Origin of the sequence: Thiomicrospira aerophila AL3, from assembly GCF_000227665.2 — a bacterium.
In the GTDB taxonomy this organism is placed as follows: Bacteria; Pseudomonadota; Gammaproteobacteria; order Thiomicrospirales; family Thiomicrospiraceae; genus Thiomicrospira; species Thiomicrospira aerophila.
Map to the genome: position 1 here is coordinate 297,561 of NZ_CP007030.1, position 25,128 is coordinate 322,688.

Consider the following 25,128-nt stretch of genomic DNA (forward strand, 5'->3'; position numbering starts at 1 on the left):
GTTGTTGAAAGATCACCAGGCCTGGTGTTTTTTTATGGCTGGAGTAAAGACCGTCCGGTCATTTCTTCAGGTTGATTCAGTGTCATCATATCAAACAGGGTTGGAATCACATCCGGCAAACTACCGTCGGCCCGCAGGTCGGTTTGACGATGGCCGACATAGACCAAGGGTACAGGGTTGGTGGTGTGTGCTGTCAATGGGCTATTGGTAGATTCATCCCAAAGCTGTTCAACATTACCATGGTCAGCGGTAATGATTAATTCGCCATCGGTTTCTTGCATGGCCTCCAAGATTTGTCCAAGTGCTTGGTCAACCGCTTCAACGGCCTTAATACAGGCGTCCATATTACCTGAATGACCGACCATGTCAGGGTTAGCGAGGTTGCAAATAAAGGTGTCATATTTTCCTGAACGAATGGCTTCACAGAGTTTGTCAGCGACCTCAGGTACTGACATTTCAGGTTGCAGGTCATAGGTTGCGACTTTGGGTGAAGGCACTAAAATGCGGTCTTCACCTTGGTAGGGTGCCTCGATGCCGCCATTGAAGAAGAAAGTGACATGGGCGTACTTTTCGGTTTCGGCAATGCGTAATTGCTTGAGTCCCTGCTTTGATACCCACTCGCCGTAGGTGTTGATTAGTTTGGTTGGGTGAAAGGCAATTGGCGTGTTGAAGTTTTTATTGTATTCCGTCAGGGTAACAAAGTCGCTCAACACCGGTGAAACCGAACGGTGGAAGTCGGCAAAGTCTTTTTCAATAAACGCGCGTGTTAATTGACGCGCGCGGTCTGAGCGATAGTTCATAAAGATAATCGCATCGCCGTCTTTGACTTTGACCTTTTTGCCGTTCTTTTTCAAAATCGTCGTGGCTTGGATAAATTCATCGGTTTCGCCACGTGCATAGGCGTCTTTAACTGACTTTTTGGCGCTTTGGGATTCAAATTCAGCCTGGCCGCTACATATGACTTCGAAAGCTTTTTGTACTCGATCCCAACGATTGTCACGATCTAAGGCAAAGTAGCGCCCGGTGACGGATGCAATCCGGCCGCCGCCGATGTCTTTCATATGCGCTTCAATTTCTTTGATGTAGCCCAGTGCACTTTGCGGCGCAGTATCACGCCCATCGGTGAAAACATGCAGATAGGTTTTAGCACCACGTTTAACAGCAAGACTTAACACTGCTTTGATGTGATTAATGTGTGAGTGAACGCCGCCATCGGAAAGCAGTCCCATAATATGCACAGCACGACCACGTGAGGTTGCTGCATCGATCGCGTGAACAAACGCGCTGTTTTCAAAAAAATCACCGTCGTCGATGGCTTTTTGGATGCGGGTGAGTTCTTGGTACACCACGCGTCCGGCGCCTAGGTTTAAGTGTCCTACTTCGGAATTGCCCATTTGGCCGTCAGGCAAGCCCACATTTAAGCCGGATGTATTGATTAACGTATTGGGGTGTTTGGCCAACAGGCTATCCCAAACAGGGGTGCTGGCTTGCGCAATCGCATTATGTTCGGGGTTGGGGTTGTGTCCCCAGCCGTCAAGGATAATAAGGCCTGCTAGCTTGCGGGTCTTGATGGTTTGTTCGGTCATTTATAAGCCTTGTTGTTAAATTTAGTCATAAATTGGATTTATTGTAGCCAGTTTCGCTGTTAAAATCACTAGATTTGCTAGATAGCGTATTAGTTAAGGATAAAACTATGTTTGCGGATTTTGTTGCTCAAAATGTATTGTTGTTTGTGGCCCTTGGTGTGATTATGCTGATGCTACTTTATTCTTATGTAGGTGACCGTTTTTTGGGTTATCAACAGGTTTCGCCAGAAGAAGCTACTCGCCTATATAATCAGGGCGCGTTGGTGGTGGATGTGCGTTCTGATGCGGAATATAAAACGGGTTATATTGGCGAGGCGCGACATATTTCCAGTACTGAATTTAAAGATAAGATGTCAACTCTTGAGCACTTTAAAGACAAGCAGATTTTAGTTTATTGCCAATCTGGCGCGCGCTCAGGCGGAGCGGCGAGTCAATTAGTTAAAGCGGGTTTTAAACAAGTTGCTAACTTACGCGGTGGCGTGCTGGCATGGAAGATGGCTGGATTGCCACTTAATCAACCAGTTTCAAAAAAAGCGCGTCGAAAAGGAAAGGGATTAGTATGAATTGTGAGGTGATTGTCTATGCCAACAACACCTGTCCCTATTGTTCCAAAGCGCGTAAACTGCTTGAGCAAAAAGGTGTTGCCTATACCTGGCACAATATTGATCAGATTCCAAATGGTTGGCAAAAAGTAAAAGAAGTGTCAGGTCGTAATACTATTCCTCAAATTTTTATTGGTGACCATCATGTTGGTGGTTGTGATGATTTATATGCAGCTGATAAATCTGGTCAGCTAGATGAGCTATTAGCAAAGGTTAAGTGAGATGTCGGAAGAGAAGCGTTTTTTAATCAACAAAATCTATGTCAAAAATGTGTCATTTGAGGCGCCAAATTCGCCTGCTATGTTCGCGGTTGAATTCAAGCCAAAAATGGACGTGAACCTCAATGTTGAAAGTTATAACCTAGAGAATGATATTTATCATGTCATGGTGCGTGTGACTGTCACTGTTAAGATTGATGACAAGACAGCCTTTTTGTGTGAAGTGGATCAAGCAGGCGTATTTACGATCGCCAATTTTGAACAAGCCGAGCTTGGCTATATGCTTGGTAGCCAGTGCCCTAATATACTATTCCCATTTGCGCGTGAAACGGTGTCGGATTTAGTCGTTCGCGGCGGGTTTCCTCAGTTACTCCTTGAGCCTGTTAATTTTGATGCACTCTATGCTAATCATGTGCAACAAAAACAGGCGCAAGGACAGCAGTCTGAAGATGCTTCGCGCTCAACTGTGCAGAACGAAATTGGTTAACAAATTAGAGGCACGCAGATTTTGCTAAAGTTGGCGGTGTTGGGTGCGGGTGCTTGGGGAACGGCGCTGGCAGTTCATCTTGCAACGAAAGGTCATGATGTGGTGTTGTGGGCACACAGTTACACTCATGCCGAAAGTATGGTGTTACAACGTGAGAACCCGAGATACTTGCCAAATATTGTATTTCCCGAACGTTTGATGGTTACAGCCGATCTAGCTGTCGCCCTAGCTGATGTTGATGGTGTTTTGCTTGTTGTGCCGAGTGACGCCTTTGCAGATTTGTTAAAACGGGTTGTGCAACTAGTGGGTCAACCCAAACATCTTGCCTGGGCAACAAAAGGCTTTGATCCACAAAATCAACGCTTGTTGCATCAAGTTGCCATCGATGAGTTAGGTGCTGACGCTCCAATGGCGGTTGTTTCAGGCCCTACTTTTGCCGATGAAGTGGCGAGGGGGTTGCCAACGGCCATGGTCAGTGCATCTCAAGATTCAGTTGAAGCAGACTTTTGGGCGCAAGCCTTTCATTACAAGCATTTTCGCATGTATACCCAAACAGATATCGCGGGTGTAGAAGTTGGCGGCGCATTCAAGAATATTATGGCTATCGCAACGGGTGTAAGTGATGGCATGGGTTTGGGGGCAAATGCGCGCGCAGCATTAATCGCCAGGGGTATGGTTGAAATGCAACGCTTTGGTGCGCTATTTGATGCTCAGCCTTCTACCTTGATGGGATTAGCGGGCCTGGGAGATTTGGTGCTTACCTGTACTGATGATCTTTCACGTAATCGACGTTTTGGCTTGAGTCTAGCGCGATCAGGTAAAAATGCGCAACAGGTACAGCAGGAAATTGGTCAAGTAGTCGAGGGGGTTAAAGCTGTTAAGATTGTGATGGCAATCGCTCAAGCGCATCAGCTAGAGCTGCCTATTGTTGAACAGGTTTTCAAGCTTGTCCAAGGCCAAATAACGGCCGAGCAGGCCGTAATGCGTTTACTTGCACGTGAACAAACGGCCGAGCAGGGCTTGGTTTAGTCTTTTGGCTAGTATTTAGGGCTGGGGTTGTTCAAGGGTTGAAAGTCTAGTTGGCGCCAAGCCTCATAAGCCATGACTGAAACGGCATTGGCCAAATTCATACTTCGAGCTTCTGCAACCATGGGTATGCGCAGTAATTGCTCATGTGGAAATTGATTGCGAACTTGCTCTGGAAGGCCGCGACTTTCGGGGCCAAATAAAAATGCATCACCCGGTTGATACGAAGGTTCATGATAGTGGCGCGTGGCCTTGGTCGTTAGCGCATATACTCGATTGGGTCTGATAGATTCTAGGCATTGCTCTAGGTTATCGTGCGCAAATACATTGGCTAGTTCATGATAATCCAGTCCCGCACGTCTGACCCGTTTTTCACTCAAGTCAAAAGGAAAGGGTCTGATTAGGTGTAAATGCGCACCCATGTTGGCGCTCAGTCGAATCAAAGCTCCCGTATTTTGCGGGATTTCTGGTTCATAAAGAATAATATGTAACATAGTAGTAGGTATCGCTATGGTTGATTTATCAGTTAATATTTGTGGTGTAGTCTGCCACTCACCTGTTGCCATGGCGTCTGGTAACGCTGGCTATGGTTTGGAATATCAAGCCGTATCGGGTTTTCATAACCAAGATGTTGGCGCGGTGTTTCTTAAAGGCACTACATTAGAGCCCAAGTTAGGTAATAAACCTGATCGCGTCTGGGAGACACCAAATGGATTATTAAATTCAATTGGGCTACAAAATCCGGGTGTTGATTATGTGGTAAATCAATTGCTTCCGCAACTGGATTATAGTGCTACTCAATACTTTGCTAACGTCTCCGGTTCCTCCATTGAGGAGTATGCTGAAGTGTGTCGTCGTTTTGACCAAACCGCATTAGCAGGCCTGGAAATTAATATATCCTGTCCTAATGTAAAAAAGGGCGGGGCGGCTTTTGGTAACGATCCTGATATGGCGGCGCGCGTGGTTGAGGCATGTCGTGCAAGTACGACTAAGCCACTAATAATAAAATTGTCACCTAATCAGACAGATGTTGCTGAAGGTGCGCGTCGTGTGATCGAAGCGGGTGCTGATGCACTGTCTGCTATTAATACCTTAATGGGTATGTCAATTAATATTGATACTTGGCGGCCTGATCTGGGTAACAATCAAGGCGGTTTGTCTGGTCCAGCAATTAAGCCCGTTGCGCTTTTGCGTGTGCATCAGGTTTACCAGGTTGCTAAGCACCATGACATTCCGATTATCGGCTTGGGTGGCGTGAGCTGCGCCGAGGATGCAATTGAGTTTTTCTTGGCGGGGGCATCAATGGTTGCCGTTGGCACGGCGTTGGCAAAAGACCCGTTATTGATCAAGAAAATGAATAAAGGCATTGCCCGTTATCTTGAAAAACGCGGCTTGCAGTCCGTTAGTCAGTTAACCGGAAAGTTAGAATTAAACACCGATACCGTGTTGTGCGGCTAATTCGGTGTTAAACACATGTATTAGAGAGCGAAGATGTTAAGTATTGATGAACAGTTAGCCATTATTAAGCGTGGCGCAGAAGAGATTTTGGTTGAAGCCGAGTTGGTTGAAAAGTTAAAGTTGAATCGTCCGCTCATTATTAAAGCAGGTTTTGATCCCACTGCGCCGGATTTGCATTTGGGTCATACCGTATTAATTAATAAGCTTAAGCAGCTACAAGATTTGGGACATGAAGTTCATTTTCTAATTGGTGATTTCACTGCGATGATTGGTGACCCAACTGGCAAGAGCGCTACGCGTCCTCCTTTGTCGCATGAAGATATAGCTGAAAATGCCAAAACCTATCAAGAGCAGGTCTTCAAAATTCTCGATCCATCGAAAACAAAAGTGGTTTTTAATTCCGCATGGTTCAGTAATTTTAGCGCAGCAGATATGATTAGATTAGCCTCGTCAGCGACTGTTGCACGTATGCTAGAACGTAATGATTTTGAAACCCGTTATCGTGCAGGTTCGCCAATTGCATTGCATGAATTTCTATACCCGCTTGTTCAGGGCTATGATTCAGTTGTTATGAAGGCTGATATTGAATTGGGTGGTACGGATCAGAAGTTTAACTTGCTCATGGGGCGTCAGTTGCAACAACAGGCGGGCGACAAGCCACAGGTTACACTTACTATGCCTATATTAGAAGGCTTGGATGGTGTACAAAAGATGTCTAAGTCACTGAATAACTATATCGGCATTAAGGATGCACCAAATGATATGTTTGGAAAAGTTATGTCAATCTCAGATGAGTTGATGTGGCGTTACTATGAATTGTTGAGCTTTGAAAGTCTTCAAACAATTGAGAGCTATAAGCTCGCGGTTGAGCAGGGTGAAAATCCACGTAATATTAAGGTTAAACTTGCACTTGAATTGGTGGCGCGTTTTCACTCCGAAGAGCAGGCTCGGTTAGCACTAGATGATTTTGAAACACGCTTCTCAAAAAATGCCATACCTGATGATATGCCTGAATACATATTTGAGCAAACTATGCCGCTGGCGAATTTGTTAAAAGAAGCAGGACTGGTTGATACAACTTCTGAAGGACATCGTATGGTAAAACAGGGTGGTGTCAAATTAAATGGTGATAAATTGAGTGACAGTAAAGCTGTAATGGCCAATTTAACATCGAGTGTCATACAAGTAGGTAAGCGTAAATTTGCCAGGGTCACCATTAAGTAATTGTACAAAATGCACAAATGATAGCCATGGAAGTGGGTTTTGTGTGTAACTCTGTGGATAAGTTTGGCTTGGGTAGCTTATAAACCTAGTTTATAAAAAAACTTTAAAAAAACCGTAAAAAAGAGTTGCAAGGAAGCGGGGAGTCTGTAGAATACGCCTCACTTCGAAGCAATGCGCTAAGAGGTGAAGAAACAAGCGAATTGAGTGAAAATATTTTGAAAATAAATGTTGACACTGAAGCGCGGCCCTGGTTATAATAGCGGGCTTCCAAACGACGAAATGTTGAGTTGGTAGAGATTAAGAAGTTCTTTAAAAATCAGGTAATTCAGAGATAATTTATGTGGAAGTGCTTGAATGAGTGTTTTGCATAAATTAGCTCGAAACGACAATGTAAGTATAGGTAGAGGAAACTCTTCCATGTTTCTTTGTCAATTCCGAGTGTTATAAAAATGTTCAAGATTAAACTGAAGAGTTTGATCCTGGCTCAGAATGAACGCTGGCGGCAGGCCTAACACATGCAAGTCGGACGGTAACAGGGGAGCTTGCTCTCGCTGACGAGTGGCGGACGGGTGAGTAATGCATGGGAATCTGCCCTTTGGTTGGGGATACCGTATGGAAACGTACGTTAATACCGAATGAGATCTACGGATGAAAGGTGGCCTCTACTTGTAAGCTATCGCCAAGGGATGAGCCCATGTTAGATTAGCTAGTTGGTGAGGTAATGGCTCACCAAGGCGACGATCTATAGCTGGTTTGAGAGGATGATCAGCCACACTGGGACTGAGACACGGCCCAGACTCCTACGGGAGGCAGCAGTGGGGAATATTGGACAATGGGGGCAACCCTGATCCAGCCATGCCGCGTGTGTGAAGAAGGCCCGAGGGTTGTAAAGCACTTTTAGTGAGGAGGAAAGGTTAGTAGTTAATACCTGCTAGCTGTGACGTTACTCACAGAAAAAGCACCGGCTAACTCTGTGCCAGCAGCCGCGGTAATACAGAGGGTGCAAGCGTTATTCGGAATTACTGGGCGTAAAGCGCGCGTAGGCGGATTGTTAAGTCAGTTGTGAAAGCCCTGGGCTCAACCTAGGAATGGCGATTGAAACTGGCAGTCTAGAGTTTAGTAGAGGGAAGGGGAATTTCTGGAGTAGCAGTGAAATGCGTAGATATCAGAAGGAACATCAGTGGCGAAGGCGCCTTCCTGGACTAAAACTGACGCTGAGGTGCGAAAGCGTGGGGAGCAAACGGGATTAGATACCCCGGTAGTCCACGCCCTAAACGATGTCAACTAGCTGTTGGTCTTATTAAAAAGATTAGTAGCGCAGCTAACGCGATAAGTTGACCGCCTGGGGAGTACGGTCGCAAGATTAAAACTCAAAGGAATTGACGGGGGCCCGCACAAGCGGTGGAGCATGTGGTTTAATTCGATGCAACGCGAAGAACCTTACCATCCCTTGACATCCACAGAACTTTCTAGAGATAGATTGGTGCCTTCGGGAACTGTGAGACAGGTGCTGCATGGCTGTCGTCAGCTCGTGTCGTGAGATGTTGGGTTAAGTCCCGCAACGAGCGCAACCCTTATCATTAGTTGCTACCATTTAGTTGAGAACTCTAATGAGACTGCCGGTGATAAACCGGAGGAAGGCGGGGACGACGTCAAGTCATCATGGCCCTTATGGGATGGGCTACACACGTGCTACAATGGTCGGTACAAACAGTTGCGAAGCCGCGAGGTGGTGCTAATCTGAAAAAACCGATCGTAGTCCGGATTGGAGTCTGCAACTCGACTCCATGAAGTCGGAATCGCTAGTAATCGCAAATCAGAATGTTGCGGTGAATACGTTCCCGGGCCTTGTACACACCGCCCGTCACACCATGGGAGTGGGTTGCACCAGAAGTAGCTAGTCTAACCTTCGGGAGGACGGTTACCACGGTGTGATTCATGACTGGGGTGAAGTCGTAACAAGGTAGCCCTATCGGAAGGTGGGGCTGGATCACCTCCTTTAAGACAAAGCAAGCACGAGTTTAGGCGCTTTCACATAAATTGTCTCTGAATTACAAAAGAACGACCTGGGTGCGCTCAGGTTAGCAAAGGACCTGGGTCTGTAGCTCAGTTGGTTAGAGCGCACCCCTGATAAGGGTGAGGTCGGTGGTTCGAATCCACCCAGACCCACCAAATGGGGTTATAGCTCAGCTGGGAGAGCGCCTGCCTTGCACGCAGGAGGTCGGCGGTTCGATCCCGCCTAACTCCACCAATAAACACCGCTCATGGCGTTTTGGTTAATGAAAATTAGCTGAGAAAATATGAGCGGTTTTTATTGTCAGAAATGAAGTGTAATGATATGATTCCGCTTCTAGACGATAAGTCGAAGTTCTTTAAAAATTAGGAAAAGATCTCTTCAAAAGAGAAGGTTAATAGACGTTGATGAGACGTGATTAACCCGGTGAGTGTGACCTCCAATCATGCTCACCAAACTTAGGTAACATGTATCTTGATGAGTAATCTCAAGCGAACATGTCAGCGAAGAATCTTAATTGCGTTGTGCACTTAAAAGTGGTGTTTTGATTGAATGTTTAGAGATAGATGTTCAACACAAAAGGTCAAGACGAACTGAAAGCGTTTAGAGATAAGCGTGTTGTAGGTTGCTTTTGAGTTGTATAGTTAAGTGATTAAGCGTACACGGTGGATGCCTAGGCGGTAGAAGGCGATGAAAGACGTGATAGCCTGCGAAAAGCTCCGGTGAGGTGGCAAATAACCTTTGACCCGGAGATGTCTGAATGGGAAAACCCATCCTTTCGAGGATATCCCTTTATGGGAGGCTAACCCGGGGAACTGAAACATCTAAGTACCCGGAGGAAAAGAAATCAACCGAGATTCCCTAAGTAGCGGCGAGCGAACGGGGACCAGCCCTTAAGCAAGGACTAAGTTAGCAGAACGCTCTGGAAAGTGCGACGATACAAGGTGATAGTCCTGTATGCGAAAGCTTTATTCTTGTGAAAACGAGTAGGACGGGACACGTGAAATCCTGTCTGAATATGGGGGGACCACCCTCCAAGGCTAAATACTCTCTACCGACCGATAGTGAACCAGTACCGTGAGGGAAAGGCGAAAAGAACCCCAGGAGGGGAGTGAAATAGAACCTGAAACCGTGTACGTACAAGCAGTGGGAGCAGACTTGTTCTGTGACTGCGTACCTTTTGTATAATGGGTCAGCGACTTACTGTGTGTTGCAAGGTTAACTGAATAAGGGAGCCGTAGGGAAACCGAGTCTTAAATGGGCGATAGTAGCATGCAGTAGACCCGAAACCGGGCGATCTATCCATGGCCAGGATGAAGGTTGAGTAACATCAACTGGAGGTCCGAACCCACTAATGTTGAAAAATTAGGGGATGAGCTGTGGATCGGAGTGAAAGGCTAATCAAGCTCGGAGATAGCTGGTTCTCCCCGAAAACTATTTAGGTAGTGCCTCATGTCTCACTGTTGGGGGTAGAGCACTGTTATGGTCTAGCGGGCCGTCAAGGCTTAGCAGCCCATTGCAAACTCCGAATACCAACAAGTGCAATCATGGGAGACAGACAGCGGGTGCTAACGTCCGTTGTCAAGAGGGAAACAACCCAGACCGCCAATTAAGGTCCCTAAACACTGCTCAGTGGGAAAGGATGTGGGAAGGCTTAGACAGTCAGGAGGTTGGCTTAGAAGCAGCCATCCTTTAAAGAAAGCGTAATAGCTCACTGATCGAGTCGGCCTGCGCCGAAGATTTAACGGGGCTAAGTAGTGTACCGAAATTGCGGATGCCGTAAGGCATGGTAGGGGAGCGTCGTGTAAGTCTGTGAAGGTGTGCTGTCAGGCATGCTGGAGATATCACGAGTGCGTATGCTGACATAAGTAGCGATAAAGGGAGTGAAAAGCTCCCTCGCCGAAAGCCCAAGGTTTCCTACGCAACGCTAATCGACGTAGGGTTAGTCGGCTCCTAAGGCGAGGCCGAAAGGCGTAGTCGATGGGAAACAGGTTAATATTCCTGTACTTTTTATAACTGCGATGGAGGGACGGAGAAGGCTAGGCCAGCAAGGCGATGGTTGTCCTTGTTTAAGGCGGTAGGCAGAAGACTTAGGCAAATCCGGGTCTTTAATGCCGAGAACTGATGACGAGTCCATTAGGACGAAGTGGTTGATGCCCTGCTTCCAAGAAAATCTTCTAAGCTTCAGGTTATAAAAAACCGTACCCCAAACCAACACAGGTGGGCAGGATGAGAATTCCAAGGCGCTTGAGAGAACTCGGGTGAAGGAACTAGGCAAAATAACACCGTAACTTCGGGAGAAGGTGTGCCCTTGAAGGTGAAGGCCTTGCGCTGTAAGCTTTTGAGGGTTGCAGAGACCAGGTGGCTGCGACTGTTTATTAAAAACACAGCACTGTGCAAAATCGAAAGATGACGTATACGGTGTGACGCCTGCCCGGTGCCGGAAGGTTAATTGATGGGGTTAGCGCAAGCGAAGCTCTTGATCGAAGCCCCGGTAAACGGCGGCCGTAACTATAACGGTCCTAAGGTAGCGAAATTCCTTGTCGGGTAAGTTCCGACCTGCACGAATGGCGTAACGATGGCCACACTGTCTCCACCCGAGACTCAGCGAAATTGAAATCGCGGTCAAGATGCCGTGTACCCGCGGCTAGACGGAAAGACCCCGTGAACCTTTACTATAGCTTTGCACTGGACTTTGATACTATCTGTGTAGGATAGGTGGGAGGCTTTGAAGCAGGGACGCCAGTTCTTGTGGAGCCATCCTTGAAATACCACCCTGATCGTATTGAGGTTCTAACCTCGGCCAGTGAATCCTGGCCAGGGACAGTGTATGGTGGGTAGTTTGACTGGGGCGGTCTCCTCCTAAAGAGTAACGGAGGAGCGCGAAGGTACCCTCAGCACGGTCGGACATCGTGCAATGAGCGCAAGAGTAAAAGGGTGCTTGACTGCGAGACAGACACGTCGAGCAGGTGCGAAAGCAGGTTCTAGTGATCCGGTGGTTCTGTGTGGAAGGGCCATCGCTCAACGGATAAAAGGTACTCCGGGGATAACAGGCTGATACCGCCCAAGAGTTCATATCGACGGCGGTGTTTGGCACCTCGATGTCGGCTCATCACATCCTGGGGCTGAAGTCGGTCCCAAGGGTATGGCTGTTCGCCATTTAAAGTGGTACGCGAGCTGGGTTTAGAACGTCGTGAGACAGTTCGGTCCCTATCTGCCGTGGGCGTTGGAGAATTGAGGGGGGCTGCTCCTAGTACGAGAGGACCGGAGTGGACGAACCGCTGGTGTTCCAGTTGTCATGCCAATGGCACTGCTGGGTAGCTACGTTCGGAAAAGATAACCGCTGAAAGCATCTAAGCGGGAAACTTGCCCCAAGATGAGTTCTCCCTAGACTTTAAGTCTTCTAAAGAGCCGTTCAAGACCAGGACGTTGATAGGCAAGGTGTGGAAGCGCAGTAATGTGTGAAGCTAACTTGTACTAATTACTCGTGAGGCTTAACTATACAACTCAAAAGTGACTTAACTGGCATGTGAGCTTGAGATAATCAAGGCATGTTACCGAATTGAAGAGATCAATTCCTAAGCAAAGAATTTTAGTAAAGGCCTATGGCGTTTACAAAACCGAATTGCTTGGCGACCATAGCGGAATGGAACCACCTGATCCCTTCTCGAACTCAGAAGTGAAACGTTCCAGCGCCAATGGTAGTGTGGGGTCTCCCCATGCGAGAGTAGGTCATCGCCAAGCTCCACATCCTAAACCCCTCATATGAGGGGTTTTTTTTGCCTTTTTTTCACTCCGGTTTTAGTATTTAATCATGTCATTAATCATGTCAAAGCCCTATCCTTACTATATATTCAATTTTCGTGAACTTGATTCAACAAGCAGCTTTTTAAAAAAGGTAGCAGGTTTTACTTCTAAGCCTGTTTTATGTTCTTCAGCATATCAGCATCAAGGATATGGTCAGCAGGGACGAGCTTGGTGCTCAAATCATAATGATCTTATGATGTCGTTGATGTTATCAGTTCCTAGCAAATTTCTTACAACAAGCGGTTTATCCCAATTTATCGCACTGAGTTTAGCGAGTAGTTTAGAAACGGTGACGGATCAGTTAATACAAGTCAAATGGCCTAATGATATTTTTATTGATGGTGGTAAGGCGGGTGGTATTTTAATTGAGGCAGTTAAAACTAATCATGACGAATCTGCTATTGTTATTGGATTTGGTTTAAATTTATCTCTGCCGCTAGTGAGTGTCCCGTTAGATTACCCTGTCACTTCTCTGTCATCTACTCTAGACAGAATTCAGTTAATTAACCTATGTGCAACAAACCTCATTAAAGCATTGATGGAGCCATTAAATGAGTGTTTATATCAAGGTCAGATCGACTATAGTTTGTTAAATATAATTGATTGGCAGAAGTCTGATTACTTCAGGCAAAACGAGACTATTCGTGTCCAATACCCTAGTGGTGATGTGATTATAGGAACTTACTTGGGACTTGATCAGTCTGGTGAGGCGCTGATTTATAATCCTTCCAGTCCTGCTAATATTATTAAGGTTAATTCGGGCGCAGTTCAACTTCGTCGCTTTGTTTAATAGCTTTTCATAAATGATTAAGAGCTTACTAATGAGAAAGGCCATATTATTGCTTGATCTGGGCAATACCCACTTGAATTGGGGATTATGTGATAGTGCCAGTCTGCAGATTTTTGATACAGGCAAGGTCGCTGACCAGGCTTGGTCTGATTTAATATCAGCTACAGGTCAGTTAGCTAATATTCAAGTAAGCATTGAAGAAATCTGGTTGTGTTCTGTTGCTAAGTCAACAATTAAGGAATCTCTATTATCATGGGTAACCTTAGTTGACCGACCGATTTATCAAGCAAGAACGGGTCAGCGTTTTAATAAGCTTGTTAATAGCTACGATAATTATGCCCAACTTGGGATTGATCGTTGGTTGGGGCTTGTGGCCTTAACTACTGATTATGGTTATCCTGCACTCCTTATTGATGCAGGAAGTGCAATGACGCTTGATTATGTTGATGCTGGTGCTGTTTACCAGGGTGGGTGGATCGTTCCAGGTATTGGTAAATCAAGACAATGTTTGAGTCAGCAAACTAGCCTCTTAGTCCCTGATTCCCCTTTACCAAACTCTCTTTGTATCGCTAAAAATACCACTGCGGGTATAACTGCAGGCCTGTTAGCTGCAGCGGTCGGTACCATTGCACAATTTGAGCGGCAAATAGATAAGCAAACAGAAGTATGCAAGGTGATTACGGGTGGAGAAGGCCCATTACTCTTGAAATATCTTAATAGTGACTGGCAATACGATCCTCACCTAGTCCTTAAAGGGTTGGCCCTTTATGCACAAGCAAATAAGCTGGTTAGCAGAAATAATTAAGATTTCTGTTAATTTTTCTTAAAACTTATTGACACTAATTTAAACCTATTTATAATAGCGCGCAATGCCGACATAGCACAATTGGTAGTGCAACTGATTTGTAATCAGTAGGTTGGGGGTTCGAGTCCCTCTGTCGGCACCATTTATTTTCAAGTCTATTTTCTTTTTCTTTTTTAATTTCCCTTAAATTCCTGTAGTTGTTATTTTCCAAATTTTAGTTTCTAATTTGTGTGCTTTGCCTAGCCCATGAAGGCTGATATAATAGCCAAAATTTTATATGGAAAAAACATGAATCAGCAATCAAGTTATAGTCGAGAAGAGTTACTTCAATGTGGTCGTGGTGAGATATTTGGTCCTGGCAATGCCCAGCTTCCTAAGCCACCGATGCTTATGTTTGATCGTATCACTGAAATATCCGAAGAAGGCGGTGCTTACGGTAAAGGCATTATTAAAGCTGAACTGGATATCACCCCTGATTTATGGTTTTTTGAGTGCCATTTTAATGAAGATCCCGTTATGCCAGGTTGCCTCGGTTTAGATGCGATGTGGCAGCTAATTGGGTTTTTCCTTGGTTGGACAGGTGGGCCTGGTCGTGGTCGTGCACTAGGTTCAGGTGAAGTTAAATTCTATGGACAGATTTTACCTAAAGCTAAAAAAGTAGAATATGTCATTGATATGAAGCGTGTAATTAAGCGTAAGCTCTATATGGGCATTGGTGATGCCAAGCTATTTGTAGATGGTCGCGAAATTTACAGCGCTACGGACTTAAAAGTCGGTTTGTTTACCAATACGGATAGTTTTTAAAATGAAAAGAGTTGTTATCACCGGTTTAGGTATTGTTTCGAGTTTGGGTAATTCTAAACAAGAGGTCGCAGAATCATTAAAACTAGGCAAGTCGGGTATTGTTGCCGCACCTGAGTACACTGAAAACGGTATGCGTTCACAAATCCATGGCGCTATCAAAAATCTTAGCTTTGAAGACCTTATTCCTCGTAAACAATTACGTTTCATGGGTGATGCCGCAGCCTATAGCTACATTGCCATGGAGCAAGCAATTGCTGACTCTGGCTTAACGCCAGAAATGGTTTCGAACGAGAGAACCGGTATTATTGCTGGTTCTGGCGGAGGCTCAAATTCTAACTCAACGCAAGCAGTCGAAATTACTCGTGAAAAGGGCGTTAAACGTGTAGGTCCTTACATGGTGACTCGTACCATGGGTAGCACGGTGTCGGCTTGTCTTGCAACACCGTTTAAAATCAAAGGTATTAATTACTCTATCAGTTCTGCTTGTTCAACTAGTGCACACTGTGTCGGAACAGCAGTTGAGCAAATCCAACTTGGAAAACAAGATGTGGTGTTTGCTGGCGGTGGAGAAGAGCTTCACTGGACTATGTCAGTATTATTTGATGCGATGGGTGCCTTGTCGTCTAAATATAACGACACCCCACAAAAAGCGTCACGTACTTACGATGCTAACCGCGATGGTTTTGTGATAGCGGGTGGTGGTGGCATGGTTGTGGTTGAAGAATTAGAGCATGCGCTTGCGCGGGGCGCCAAAATCTATGCTGAAATTGTAGGTTATGGTGCAAACTCTGACGGCTATGATATGGTTGCTCCTTCTGGTGAGGGTGCGGTACGTTGTATGCGTCAAGCGTTGAGTACGGTAGCGGGTCCGATTGATTATATTAATCCCCATGGCACCAGTACACCTGTAGGTGACACCAAAGAAATGGCTGCAGTTAGAGAAGTGTTTGGTAATAACGTTCCAAAGATTAGTTCAACAAAAGCCATGTCGGGCCACTCGTTGGGCGCGGCAGGTGTGCATGAGCTTATTTATAGTTTATTGATGATGGAAGAAGATTTTATTGCCCCTTCTATTAATATCGAAACCTTGGATCCTGAATGCGAAGGCATGCCCATTGTGACTGAGACCATCTATAACGCGGGGCTTAACCGTATTATGAGTAACAGCTTTGGTTTTGGTGGAACTAATGCTTCCTTAGTGGTTGAGCGTTATAAAACAAGCTAGTCATCAACGCAATTTACTTCATCCATCAAAGGCGGTTTAATCACCGCCTTTTTATTTGGTGCGCCTTTTAAAACGCCCTCTAAATCAAATCTGTCTTAGCAGCGACCAAATAAGCAACGTTGTGCAGGTAAGCGACACTGATTGAGTTGATTTTGATACTTGATACTGCGTTGTTCAACACGTTTGGCTACAGACATTAACCAGGGTTTTTGTTCATAAGTTTTACGCCGAAACCCGCCATGTCCTTCATGATAAGCTAAATACAAGTTGTAAGGATCATTGAGCGCAATACCATTGCGAGAGTGCGATAGGCTGTTATACCAACCGATAAAATCAAGGGCATCATCAATATTAGTGCGACGCGCGCGAAAGTTGCCCGTTGCTTGTTGGTAATCAGACCAAGTGCCATCTAGTGCCTGCGCATAGCCTAGAGCACTAGAGGCTCGTCGTCCTGGAATGACACCTAAATGGTTTTGTCTAGGGGGGCGAGCATTATGAACAAATCGAGATTCTTGATGCACAAAAGCTTTTTGAATGGCAATCGATGTACCCCATTTATCTTGCGAGCGTTTTGCCGCGTTGTACCATTGCCGATCATGCTTGATCAACTCACAGACATTGTCATGAAGTTCAGGAGGGGGGTTGCGATTGGTCGCACAGCCATTCAAGATCAAGGTGCCAAGCACCAAACCTGCTAGCCCTAGTTTACTCAAGTAGCTCAAGTGTGTGGCCTCCATAGTAAAAAAATTGATGCGCAATAGGTAAATTATCTTTAAGTATTAACACTTGCCAATCACCTATTTTAGGTGGAAAAAAAGCTTCATGCCAGCTATTTTGCTCATACTGATTTTTATCATCAAAAATCCAGATTAAGCTAATGTTATCCTGCCAAATCACCGGCCAAATGAATAAAGCTCGGCAGGGCTCATTATCGATTAGGCCGTGCGCATCTAGTAACAAAGCAAACGATAAAACGGATTTATCTACTGAATCCATGTGCGAATACGCGAGGTTCGGCAGGCCGGCTTGTAAGTTAAGCAGAATCTCGCGTTCTTGATGGGTTAAGAGCGCAAAGTCATCCAGTTCAGTAGGCACAAAAAACTCACTAGCGCGAGTGGTTTGCTGAGCGTTATCCACTTGCGTTGGTTCTGCTGCCGATTCGGCTATGCTCTCATCGTTCGGTGCCATTATGATGACGACAAGCAGGCCTGCTAAGATCACCATCAAAAAAAATAGCAGTTGGCGCATTTTAGTCCAGGGCATCATCCCTTGGTAACGGCGTTGTTTGGGTTGTTGCAGACCAACTTGATAGCCTTGCTCAAAAGCGTGCAGTAAAGCGGGATCATGTCTAATTGATAAGGGTGGTGCAGGTTTGTTTAGCAGGCCTGCTTCACTTTGCATCAGCAGGGCGAGGCTAAATCCTTGCTGATAAGCACGTTGCTGGGCAGGCGACCAATATGCCATTGCAGCCGGTTTTGACACGTTATTGACCTGCAGTTGGGCGATCTAAAAAGGCATCCACAAACGCCTTCGCATTAAAGACTTGCAAGTCAGCAAGGGTTTCACCTACCCCGATAAATTTAACCGGTATCCCCATTGTTTGAGCTAAGTTAAAAATGACGCCGCCTTTGGCGGTACCATCGAGTTTAGTAATAACCAGGCCTGTTACACCAACGGCTTGATGAAATTCTTTCGCTTGATTGAGGGCGTTTTGACCAATAGACGCATCCAGTACCAGTAACACATCATGCGGCGCATCGGCATCGCACTTTTGTATGACTCGTTTGACCTTTTTCAGTTCGTCCATTAGGTTGTTCTGGGTATGCAAGCGCCCCGCCGTATCGGCCAGTAACACATCCATTTTTTTCGCTTTTGCAGAGTGAATCGCATCATAAATCACCGCCGCAGAGTCAGCACCGGTTTTTTGCGCCATTACTGGGATTTGATTGCGCTCTCCCCAGGTTTGCAGCTGCTCTACTGCGGCAGCCCTAAAGGTATCGCCAGCGGCTAACATCACTTTATGCTGCTGATTTTGTAAATATTTGGCCAGTTTACCAATTGTAGTGGTTTTGCCAGCACCATTAATGCCGACCATTAAAACCACATGAGGTTTGGCATCCGCATGAATCACTAAAGCCTGCTCTACAGGGCTTAAAATCGCTTCAAGTTGCTCGGCTAAAGCATCAAATAGAGCTTGCGGATCTTTTAGCACTTGCCGTGACACCTGGTCGGTCAGAGCATCAATAATCTGGGTTGTAGCTTCAAAGCCCACATCGGCTTGTAATAACAGGGTTTCTAGCTCTTCTAATAGCTCATCATCAATCTGTTTTTTGCCTAAAAATAATCGTGATAAACCTGAGGTAAAGGCCTCGCGCGACTTGGTTAATTGCGCTTTAAGGCGAGCAAATAAGCCTGTTTTTGTGGGTGTTTCCGCTACCTTCTCAGTTTCCTTCAGGTTTGTCTGTGCTTCAGTGCGGTCTGTTGATGCAGGCTGATCCAACATGGGATTATTGACATTATCAAGCTTGGGCTCAGTTACAATAGGTTTCTTTTTAAAAAAATCAAACATACAGGTCTCGGTAATTTAGGAAAAATGTGACGCACTCGACGGCGCCCCTTGTAAAAGATATATCGGCCTATTATAAATAACTTATTGTTTTTTGCACTGTAAATGCCTGGCGGCACAGATCGTCTTGCAATAATGGGCGCAACACGACTACACATAATTTAGCAAGCATGAAAGGAGAGCAGTATGCCAAGCTTAAAAGGATGGGGGCTGAGTATTTTATTGGCACTGAGCGGTCATGCATTCGCCACTGAATCATCGACGCTATTTGAAACGCAGCTCGATAATGGTTTGCAAGTGATTGTAAAATCGGATCATCGTTCGCCCATTGTGGTGCACCAGGTCTGGTATCGCGTCGGCGCCAACTATGAACCTACCCACTTAACTGGTATCTCTCATATGCTTGAACACATGATGTTTAAAGGTACTGAAAATATGGCTCCCGGTGAGTTTTCGCGCGAAGTTTCGCGTCTAGGGGGGCGAGACAATGCCTTTACCTCGGCCAACTATACTGCCTATTTTCAAATCGTTGGTAGAGAACACTTGGGTCGGGTGATGGAAATGGAAGCCGATCGTATGGCCAATCTTAAGCTCACTGAAGAAGAGTTTCAGCCAGAGCGTAATGTGGTGATTCAAGAACGACTTTGGGCCATTGATGATCGCCCGAGTGCGCGTTTATTTGAGCAATTCAAAGCCACTGCGTTTATGAGTAGTCCAGAACGTAATCCTATTATCGGCTGGATGGATGATATTAAAAACTACACGCTTGAGGATTTGCAGGCCTGGTACGACCGTTGGTATTCACCTAGTAATGCCACATTGGTGGTGGTCGGGGATATCACGCCTGACGAAGTGTTAACTTATGCCAAGCAAACCTATGGTCAGATTCTTGCGCGTGACATTGCGCCACCCCGTTCCGCTGTTGAAATTCCGCAACAAGGGCAACGCCGGATTATTCTCAAAGATGCCGTACCTGTCCCCAGTTTGTTAATTGGTTTTCATGCGCCAAGTCTGGTAACGGCCGAAGATCCTGCTGATGTGTATGCCTTAGCGGTACTAAGTAGTATTTTGGGTGGCAACGACAGTTCACTATTGACGCAAGCCTTAGTCCGCGATCAGCAACTTGCCAGTTCTGCGGGGAGTTTTTATCGATTTTTGGGGCGGTTAGGATCACAGTTTGCGCTCAGTGCGCAGCCTAATCCTGGCGTGAGTGTGGCTCAGCTGGAGGAGGCTTTGTTAGCGCAGATTACCCGTTTGCAAAATGAGCCGGTCACCCAAGCAGAACTAAATCGTGTGCTGGCGCAAGCTGAAGCGGCACACGTGTTTAGTCAAGATTCGATTCAATCCCAAGCCAATATGTTAGGTATGCTGGTCAGCGTTGGATTGCCAGCCAGTACGTTTGATGACTATGTGGATAACTTACGCCAGGTCACACCGGAACAGATTCAGCAGGTTGCGAATAGATACTTGCAACTGGATCAATCTACCGTCGCGATTTTAGAACCCAGTGGTGAAACGAATCGTCGTCCAGCTGCCAGACCTGACTTTGGGGGGAGATCACACTAATGAAAAACTTAACACTTAATCGCTTAGCCATTGTATTTAAATCCGCGGCAGCCACGTTAATTCTCAGTATGAGTTGGCCAGTTTTTGCCCAATTGGATATTCAAACTTGGCAGACCCAACAAGACGTCAAAGTCATGTTTGTCGCCACACCAGAATTACCCATGATGGATATCGAGCTGGTATTTGATGCCGGCAGTGCACGAGATGGCACGCAACCGGGTCTAGCCAACTTTACGGGCAATATGGTTGGGTTGGCGACCAGTCAGCGTAATGAGCAAGCGATCGCAGATGGCTTTAACGATTTAGGCGCGGTATTTAATTCCAATGTGAATCGTGACATGACTAGTTTTTCATTGCGTACGCTGACACGCGAGCCGCTGCTTACCGCCGCGCTTGATTTGTTTGCCGAAGTGATTACTGATGCAGAATTTCCAGCTGATATTATGCAGCGCGATCGTGTACGTTTATTGCAAGCCATGCAGCAAGCCGATGAAGTAGCTGGGCAATATGCGCGAAAAGTCTTTTGGGAACGTCTTTATCAAGACCATCCTTATGCGCACGATGTGGCAGGTCAGCAAGAGGTTATCGAACAGCTCACACCGTTGGATTTGGACGCTTTTTATCGACAGTTTTATGTCGCGCAAAATGCGCAAATTGCCATAGTCGGCGATTTAACTCGCGCACAAGCAGAAGCTATTGCACAAAAGCTGAGTGAGCGTTTGGGAACGGGGGTTAAAGCACCAGCCCTTGCTAAACCGGAGCCGGTGACACCTGGTTTAGAAGTGGTGGAATTTACGGCCAATCAAACGCAATATTTTGCCGGACAGTTGGGTGTTGAGCGTGGACACCCAGACCACTACGCCTTATTTTTAGGCAATCACTTACTTGGGGGCAGTGGCTTTGCATCGTTACTCGTCGAAGAAGTGCGCGAAAAGCGCGGTTTGGTGTACAGTGTGTTTAGTTTTTTTGCTCCCATGCGCGAAGCGGGGCCTTGGATGATTGGCTTGTCTACCGCCAATAACCAAGCGCAAGAAGCCGATCAGGTGGTTAAAGAAACCCTACTAGGCTTTTTAGAGGACTTTGATGATCAAAAGTTTGCCGACATCAAACAAAACCTATTGGGTGGCTGGCCCATGCGCTTTGATACCAATAGCAAAATTTTAGGCTACTTAACTATGATTGGCTTTTATGACTTACCTTTAGATTATTTAGAAGCCTTTCCAGCCGCAATAGCCGAACTGGAAAAAGCCGATGTCTTGGCAGCTTGGCGCCGACATATCCACCCTGATAAGTTATTTACCCTAATGGTAGGTCAACCGGTGCTCAATGACACGCCCTAAGCGAACAACTGGTCAAGCGACTGGGCAGGTCCGAATTATTGGCGGAGAGGCGCGCGGACGCAAACTCACTGTGCTGGAGCGGCCTGGTTTGCGGCCAACCAGTGATCGGGTTCGAGAAACGCTGTTCAACTGGTTGCAATTTGATATTGCCGGTAAACAGTGTTTGGATGCGTTTGCCGGCTCGGGTGCCCTTGGTTTTGAAGCCCTTTCACGTGGGGCGGCATCGGTCACTTTTTTAGAGCAAAGTCCGAACGTTGTCGCCTGTTTACAAGCCAATCTCGTCCAATGGCAGCATGCAGGCCTGGCAACGGCGCGTTCGCGAGTTATTACTACTGATACTCTGCAATGGCTGCAACAGCCTTGCAGTGCAGACCAGGCATTCGATATCATTTTCGTTGACCCGCCATTTATGTTGGGGTTACTTGCGCAAACGCTGGAACGCTTACAGACCTTTGGTTGGATGCACGCGCAGACATGGCTTTACTTAGAGCAAGAAAAAGGGCAAACTTGGCCAAGCATGCCGTCCCATTGGTATTGCCATCGTGAAAAAACCACTTCACAAGTTAGCTATAGTCTGTGGCGACAAGATAGTGAAGTCACTGATTAGACACACAAGGAAGACCATTCGATATGAGCGTAACGGCTGTTTACCCCGGCACCTTTGATCCGATTACCAGCGGACATACTGATTTAATTAAGCGTGCCAGTCCTTTTTACGACAAGCTGATAATTGCTGTGGCCGAAAATCAAAATAAACAACCCTTGTTTAATTTAGAAGAGCGTATTGCTCTGGCACAGCAGGCCTGCTTGGGGCTAGATAATGTCGAAGTACGCGGGTTTGATTGTCTTTTAGTCGAGTTTGTACAACAGGTGCATGGGCAGGTGATTTTGCGTGGATTAAGAGCGGTTTCGGACTTTGAATATGAGTTTCAACTGGCATCAATGAATCGTAAGTTGGCCAGCCAGGTGGAAACCATGTTTATGACCCCCGCTGAACAATATAGCTTTATTTCATCAAGTTTGGTGCGAGAGATTGCGCGTTTGCACGGCGATGTGACGGATTTTGTGCCTGATTGTGTCAACCAGGCACTGCAAGCAAAATTTAACTAGTTTTATCGGGTGCGTTTTGGATGCTGGTTGGCGCCGCCGCCGCTTGTTTAGCCTGATGGCGTCGTGCAATTTCATCCCAATCAATATTGTTACAGGTTTCGCATTCTTCTTTAAGGATGCGCATTTTCACCAGCAAGGCATGAATCTTACAGCCGACGCAAAAACCTAGTATGGCTTCCATCCACATAAATGCAATACAAATCCAAACCAGTGTAGTCGGAATCCAGAAAGGCATATAGTTGTAATGAGTTGGCAGTAGGGTTTGGCCGGTCAAACTATTGATCCAGCGCGCAAACACATCAGGATTAAAAAAGATTAAGCAGACAATAATAAAAGTACTGCCAAGCGTCCAAGCAAAGCGTTTTGGTACTAAAGGCTTCCAAATTGCGGGCTTATTGGCGGCTAATAAACTGGCAATTAAAATAGTCGGTGATAAACGCGAGAGGTATTTAGACATCCCCGCAATCATCTCAAATAAGGCATACCATAATACCCAAGTTTGAATAGTCCAATCGTAGGTACGACGTACCGCCTCAACCTGGTAAATAATTCGTCCTTCCCAATCAAGTTCGTAGGTATCAACGGAGGTATTGCCATCGACTATCCAAGTCGGAAAATAAATTGCATCATAAAGGGTTAAGCCCATATAGAGAGGGATAGCTAATAATATGCCCGCGCGGATTCGCACGGCCATATCGTTGATATATAGAGATTGTTCGCGGGGGTCACGAAACCATATATTTTGTAGTGCATTTAAATAGGCTTGCCACATGCTAGGCTCCAATCGTAGGAAAATATATTATTGTTTAATTATATTACGCCTGGCCCACCCTAAAACTCTAATAGAAAAGCTTAATGGGGTCATCGGATGGCTTAGCGCTCACTTTGCCAGTGCGCAACAAAGTAATGAGCAAGGAATATGATAAGATACGCCCATGATTTACGTTAACCAAGGATACTAAGGATAGCCCATGCCTTCTTTTGATATTGTTTCTGAAGTAGATAAACACGAACTCACTAACGCCGTTGATCAAGCCAATAAAGAAGTCACGACACGTTTTGACTTTAAGGGCACCGATACCCATTTTGAGCTCAAAGACCTTGAGATTAAAATGCATACCGAGTCAGAGTTTCAGCTCGACCAAATGTATAGTGTATTAACATCAAAGTTAAGTAAACGTGGTATTGATCTACGCGCGATTGAACTCAAAGACCCTGATATTCAGCTTAAAACCGCCAAGCAAAGTGTGATTGTTCATCAGGGGTTGGATACACCGGTGGCTAAAAAAATTATCAAAATCATTAAAGATGCCAAGTTGAAGGTACAGGCGCAAATCCAGGGCGATTCAGTTCGCGTGACCGGTAAAAAGCGCGATGATTTGCAAGAAGCAATCGCCCTATTAAAAGGGCAAGAAGATTTTGAGCGTCCGCTCCAGTTTAATAATTTCCGTGATTAACCAGGCCTGCTACCATGAGAGTACAAAAAACCATGAACCTTAATAAAGACCAAGCCAAAAATATTGCCTCGGTATTAGCCGAGGCGTTGCCCTACATTCAGCGTTTTGCGGGTAAAACGATTGTCGTTAAATACGGCGGTAATGCGATGACTGAAGATCACCTAATGGCTAGTTTTGCGCGTGATATCGTGTTAATGAAATTGGTAGGCATGAACCCGGTGGTGGTGCATGGTGGCGGCCCACAAATTGGTGACCTGTTAAAACGTGTCGGCAAAGAATCTGAATTTGTGCAAGGAATGCGAGTCACCGATACCGAAACCATGGATATTGTCGAAATGGTGTTAGGTGGTTTGGTCAACAAAGAAATTGTTAACCTGATTCATCAGCATGGAGGTAACTCGGTGGGCTTGACCGGCAAAGATGGCAATTTGATCATGGCGAAAAAATTAAAAGTCACCAAATTTACGCCTGATATGGATGAACCAGAAATTATTGATATTGGTCATGTCGGCGAAGTGTCACGAATTAACACCGGCGTGATTGATATGTTGATTCAAGGCGACTTTATCCCGGTTATCGCGCCAGTGGGTGTTGATGAAGAAGGGCATTCTTATAATATCAACGCGGATTTAGTGGCCGGTAAAGTGGCCGAAGCCCTTCAGGCCGAGAAACTGATGTTGCTCACCAATACACCAGGCCTGCTAAACAAGCAAGGCGAATTGTTAACAGGTTTAAATGCTAAGATGGTTGATGAGCTGATTGCTGATGGCACGATTTATGGCGGCATGCTACCCAAAATTCAATGTGCCCTAGATGCAGTACAAGGTGGTGTAAAAGCGGCACACATTGTTGATGGGCGCGTAGATCATGCGGTGATGCTTGAGGTCTTTACCGATGAAGGCGTGGGTACCCTAATTACCGCACGTTAAACCGCTCTAACGGTCAGGGCTCTCACCCTCTAGCGCGGCCTCCTTCGGCTTTTTGCTGCGCAAAAAGAGGCGTCGGCAGACTAGAGGATTACGCCCTTTATTTCTAGCTTTGAG

The 25,128-nt window shown here is 45.9% G+C and carries 22 protein-coding genes, 3 tRNA genes and 3 rRNA genes; 22 read left to right on the forward strand and 6 right to left on the reverse strand.

Annotation, left to right across the window (positions count from 1 at the left end; genetic code table 11):
- Positions 1-32 precede the first annotated feature (32 nt).
- Positions 33-1,586, reverse strand: a complete 1,554-nt coding sequence (gene gpmI / locus THIAE_RS01435; protein WP_006459468.1) for a 2,3-bisphosphoglycerate-independent phosphoglycerate mutase — start codon at positions 1,584-1,586, stop codon at positions 33-35.
- A 107-nt stretch (positions 1,587-1,693) separates the two neighbouring features.
- On the opposite strand from gpmI, the gene THIAE_RS01440 reads away from it, so the two are divergent.
- Genes THIAE_RS01440 through THIAE_RS01455 form a run of 4 tightly spaced genes read left to right on the forward strand, consistent with a single transcriptional unit; the run spans position 1,694 to position 3,922 of the window.
- Complete coding sequence (locus tag THIAE_RS01440; protein ID WP_006459467.1) at positions 1,694-2,149, forward strand: rhodanese-like domain-containing protein; 456 nt, start codon at positions 1,694-1,696, stop codon at positions 2,147-2,149.
- Positions 2,146-2,409: a glutaredoxin 3 gene (gene grxC, locus THIAE_RS01445; protein WP_006459466.1), complete on the forward strand. Its 264-nt coding sequence runs from the start codon at positions 2,146-2,148 to the stop codon at positions 2,407-2,409. Before THIAE_RS01440 ends, grxC begins: the two co-directional genes overlap by 4 nt.
- Before the next feature lies 1 nt (position 2,410).
- Positions 2,411-2,893, forward strand: a complete 483-nt coding sequence (gene secB, locus THIAE_RS01450) for a protein-export chaperone SecB (protein WP_006459465.1) — start codon at positions 2,411-2,413, stop codon at positions 2,891-2,893.
- Positions 2,894-2,914: 21 nt separating this feature from the next.
- Positions 2,915-3,922 (forward strand): NAD(P)H-dependent glycerol-3-phosphate dehydrogenase, encoded by a 1,008-nt coding sequence (locus THIAE_RS01455; protein ID WP_006459464.1) that lies wholly within the window; start codon positions 2,915-2,917, stop codon positions 3,920-3,922.
- Between the two features lie 8 nt (positions 3,923-3,930).
- On the opposite strand, the gene THIAE_RS01460 is transcribed toward THIAE_RS01455, so the two are convergent.
- Positions 3,931-4,413, reverse strand: coding sequence for a tRNA (cytidine(34)-2'-O)-methyltransferase (locus THIAE_RS01460; RefSeq protein WP_006459463.1), 483 nt, complete (start codon positions 4,411-4,413; stop codon positions 3,931-3,933).
- A gap of 16 nt (positions 4,414-4,429) precedes the next feature.
- On the opposite strand from THIAE_RS01460, the gene THIAE_RS01465 reads away from it, so the two are divergent.
- The 12 genes from THIAE_RS01465 (at position 4,430) to fabB (ending at position 16,046) form a co-directional block, all read left to right on the forward strand.
- Complete coding sequence (locus THIAE_RS01465; protein ID WP_006459462.1) at positions 4,430-5,377, forward strand: dihydroorotate dehydrogenase; 948 nt, start codon at positions 4,430-4,432, stop codon at positions 5,375-5,377.
- A 33-nt stretch (positions 5,378-5,410) separates the two neighbouring features.
- On the forward strand, positions 5,411-6,601 hold the full coding sequence (gene tyrS / locus THIAE_RS01470; protein WP_006459461.1) for a tyrosine--tRNA ligase: 1,191 nt from the start codon (positions 5,411-5,413) through the stop codon (positions 6,599-6,601).
- A gap of 461 nt (positions 6,602-7,062) precedes the next feature.
- Positions 7,063-8,602 (forward strand): 16S ribosomal RNA (locus THIAE_RS01475).
- Positions 8,603-8,696: 94 nt separating this feature from the next.
- Positions 8,697-8,773 (forward strand) — tRNA-Ile (locus tag THIAE_RS01480).
- 3 nt (positions 8,774-8,776) lie between these two features.
- A tRNA-Ala gene (locus tag THIAE_RS01485) sits at positions 8,777-8,852 on the forward strand.
- 405 nt (positions 8,853-9,257) lie between these two features.
- A 23S ribosomal RNA gene (locus tag THIAE_RS01490) occupies positions 9,258-12,117 on the forward strand.
- A 126-nt stretch (positions 12,118-12,243) separates the two neighbouring features.
- Positions 12,244-12,359 (forward strand): 5S ribosomal RNA (gene rrf, locus THIAE_RS01495).
- The 16S, 23S and 5S rRNA genes sit together here with 2 tRNA genes alongside, the layout of an rRNA operon.
- A 70-nt stretch (positions 12,360-12,429) precedes the next feature.
- Positions 12,430-13,212: a biotin--[acetyl-CoA-carboxylase] ligase gene (locus tag THIAE_RS01500; RefSeq protein WP_025299254.1), complete on the forward strand. Its 783-nt coding sequence runs from the start codon at positions 12,430-12,432 to the stop codon at positions 13,210-13,212.
- A 13-nt stretch (positions 13,213-13,225) separates the two neighbouring features.
- Positions 13,226-14,017 carry a type III pantothenate kinase gene (locus tag THIAE_RS01505; RefSeq protein ID WP_084332751.1) on the forward strand — a complete coding sequence of 264 codons (792 nt, stop codon included), beginning with the start codon at positions 13,226-13,228 and terminating at the stop codon, positions 14,015-14,017.
- A gap of 66 nt (positions 14,018-14,083) precedes the next feature.
- A tRNA-Thr gene (locus THIAE_RS01510) sits at positions 14,084-14,159 on the forward strand.
- Positions 14,160-14,305: 146 nt separating this feature from the next.
- The gene (gene fabA, locus THIAE_RS01515; protein ID WP_006459731.1) at positions 14,306-14,821 is read left to right on the forward strand and encodes a 3-hydroxyacyl-[acyl-carrier-protein] dehydratase FabA; all 516 of its coding nucleotides are present in this window, start codon (positions 14,306-14,308) and stop codon (positions 14,819-14,821) included.
- Between the two features lies 1 nt (position 14,822).
- Positions 14,823-16,046, forward strand: coding sequence for a beta-ketoacyl-ACP synthase I (gene fabB / locus THIAE_RS01520; RefSeq protein ID WP_006459732.1), 1,224 nt, complete (start codon positions 14,823-14,825; stop codon positions 16,044-16,046).
- Between the two features lie 95 nt (positions 16,047-16,141).
- Here the strand turns inward: fabB and THIAE_RS01525 are convergent, their stop codons facing one another.
- The 3 genes from THIAE_RS01525 to ftsY are packed head-to-tail and all read right to left on the reverse strand — an operon-like array spanning position 16,142 to position 18,615.
- Positions 16,142-16,768 carry a transglycosylase SLT domain-containing protein gene (locus THIAE_RS01525; RefSeq protein WP_006459733.1) on the reverse strand — a complete coding sequence of 209 codons (627 nt, stop codon included), beginning with the start codon at positions 16,766-16,768 and terminating at the stop codon, positions 16,142-16,144.
- Positions 16,752-17,528: a hypothetical protein gene (locus tag THIAE_RS01530; RefSeq protein ID WP_006459734.1), complete on the reverse strand. Its 777-nt coding sequence runs from the start codon at positions 17,526-17,528 to the stop codon at positions 16,752-16,754. The genes THIAE_RS01525 and THIAE_RS01530 overlap by 17 nt, the downstream gene beginning before the upstream one ends.
- A 1-nt stretch (position 17,529) precedes the next feature.
- Positions 17,530-18,615, reverse strand: a complete 1,086-nt coding sequence (gene ftsY / locus THIAE_RS01535; protein ID WP_006459735.1) for a signal recognition particle-docking protein FtsY — start codon at positions 18,613-18,615, stop codon at positions 17,530-17,532.
- A 183-nt stretch (positions 18,616-18,798) separates the two neighbouring features.
- Between ftsY and THIAE_RS01540 the strand changes: the two genes are divergently transcribed.
- The 4 genes from THIAE_RS01540 to coaD are packed head-to-tail and all read left to right on the forward strand — an operon-like array spanning position 18,799 to position 22,628.
- A complete protein-coding gene (locus tag THIAE_RS01540) occupies positions 18,799-20,178 on the forward strand; it encodes a M16 family metallopeptidase (RefSeq protein ID WP_006459736.1) in 1,380 nt (459 codons plus the stop codon).
- Positions 20,178-21,518, forward strand: a complete 1,341-nt coding sequence (locus THIAE_RS01545) for a M16 family metallopeptidase (RefSeq protein ID WP_006459737.1) — start codon at positions 20,178-20,180, stop codon at positions 21,516-21,518. Before THIAE_RS01540 ends, THIAE_RS01545 begins: the two co-directional genes overlap by 1 nt.
- A complete protein-coding gene (rsmD, locus tag THIAE_RS01550) occupies positions 21,505-22,125 on the forward strand; it encodes a 16S rRNA (guanine(966)-N(2))-methyltransferase RsmD (RefSeq protein WP_006459738.1) in 621 nt (206 codons plus the stop codon). Before THIAE_RS01545 ends, rsmD begins: the two co-directional genes overlap by 14 nt.
- Positions 22,126-22,148: 23 nt before the next feature.
- Positions 22,149-22,628, forward strand: a complete 480-nt coding sequence (gene coaD / locus THIAE_RS01555) for a pantetheine-phosphate adenylyltransferase (RefSeq protein ID WP_006459739.1) — start codon at positions 22,149-22,151, stop codon at positions 22,626-22,628.
- Here the strand turns inward: coaD and THIAE_RS01560 are convergent.
- Positions 22,621-23,400, reverse strand: coding sequence for a DUF4395 domain-containing protein (locus THIAE_RS01560; RefSeq protein WP_006459740.1), 780 nt, complete (start codon positions 23,398-23,400; stop codon positions 22,621-22,623). The genes coaD and THIAE_RS01560 overlap by 8 nt on opposite strands.
- A 199-nt stretch (positions 23,401-23,599) precedes the next feature.
- On the opposite strand from THIAE_RS01560, the gene THIAE_RS01565 reads away from it, so the two are divergent.
- Positions 23,600-24,085, forward strand: a complete 486-nt coding sequence (locus THIAE_RS01565; RefSeq protein WP_006459741.1) for a YajQ family cyclic di-GMP-binding protein — start codon at positions 23,600-23,602, stop codon at positions 24,083-24,085.
- A 14-nt stretch (positions 24,086-24,099) separates the two neighbouring features.
- Positions 24,100-25,014, forward strand: coding sequence for an acetylglutamate kinase (gene argB / locus THIAE_RS01570; protein ID WP_006459742.1), 915 nt, complete (start codon positions 24,100-24,102; stop codon positions 25,012-25,014).
- Positions 25,015-25,128 lie beyond the last annotated feature (114 nt).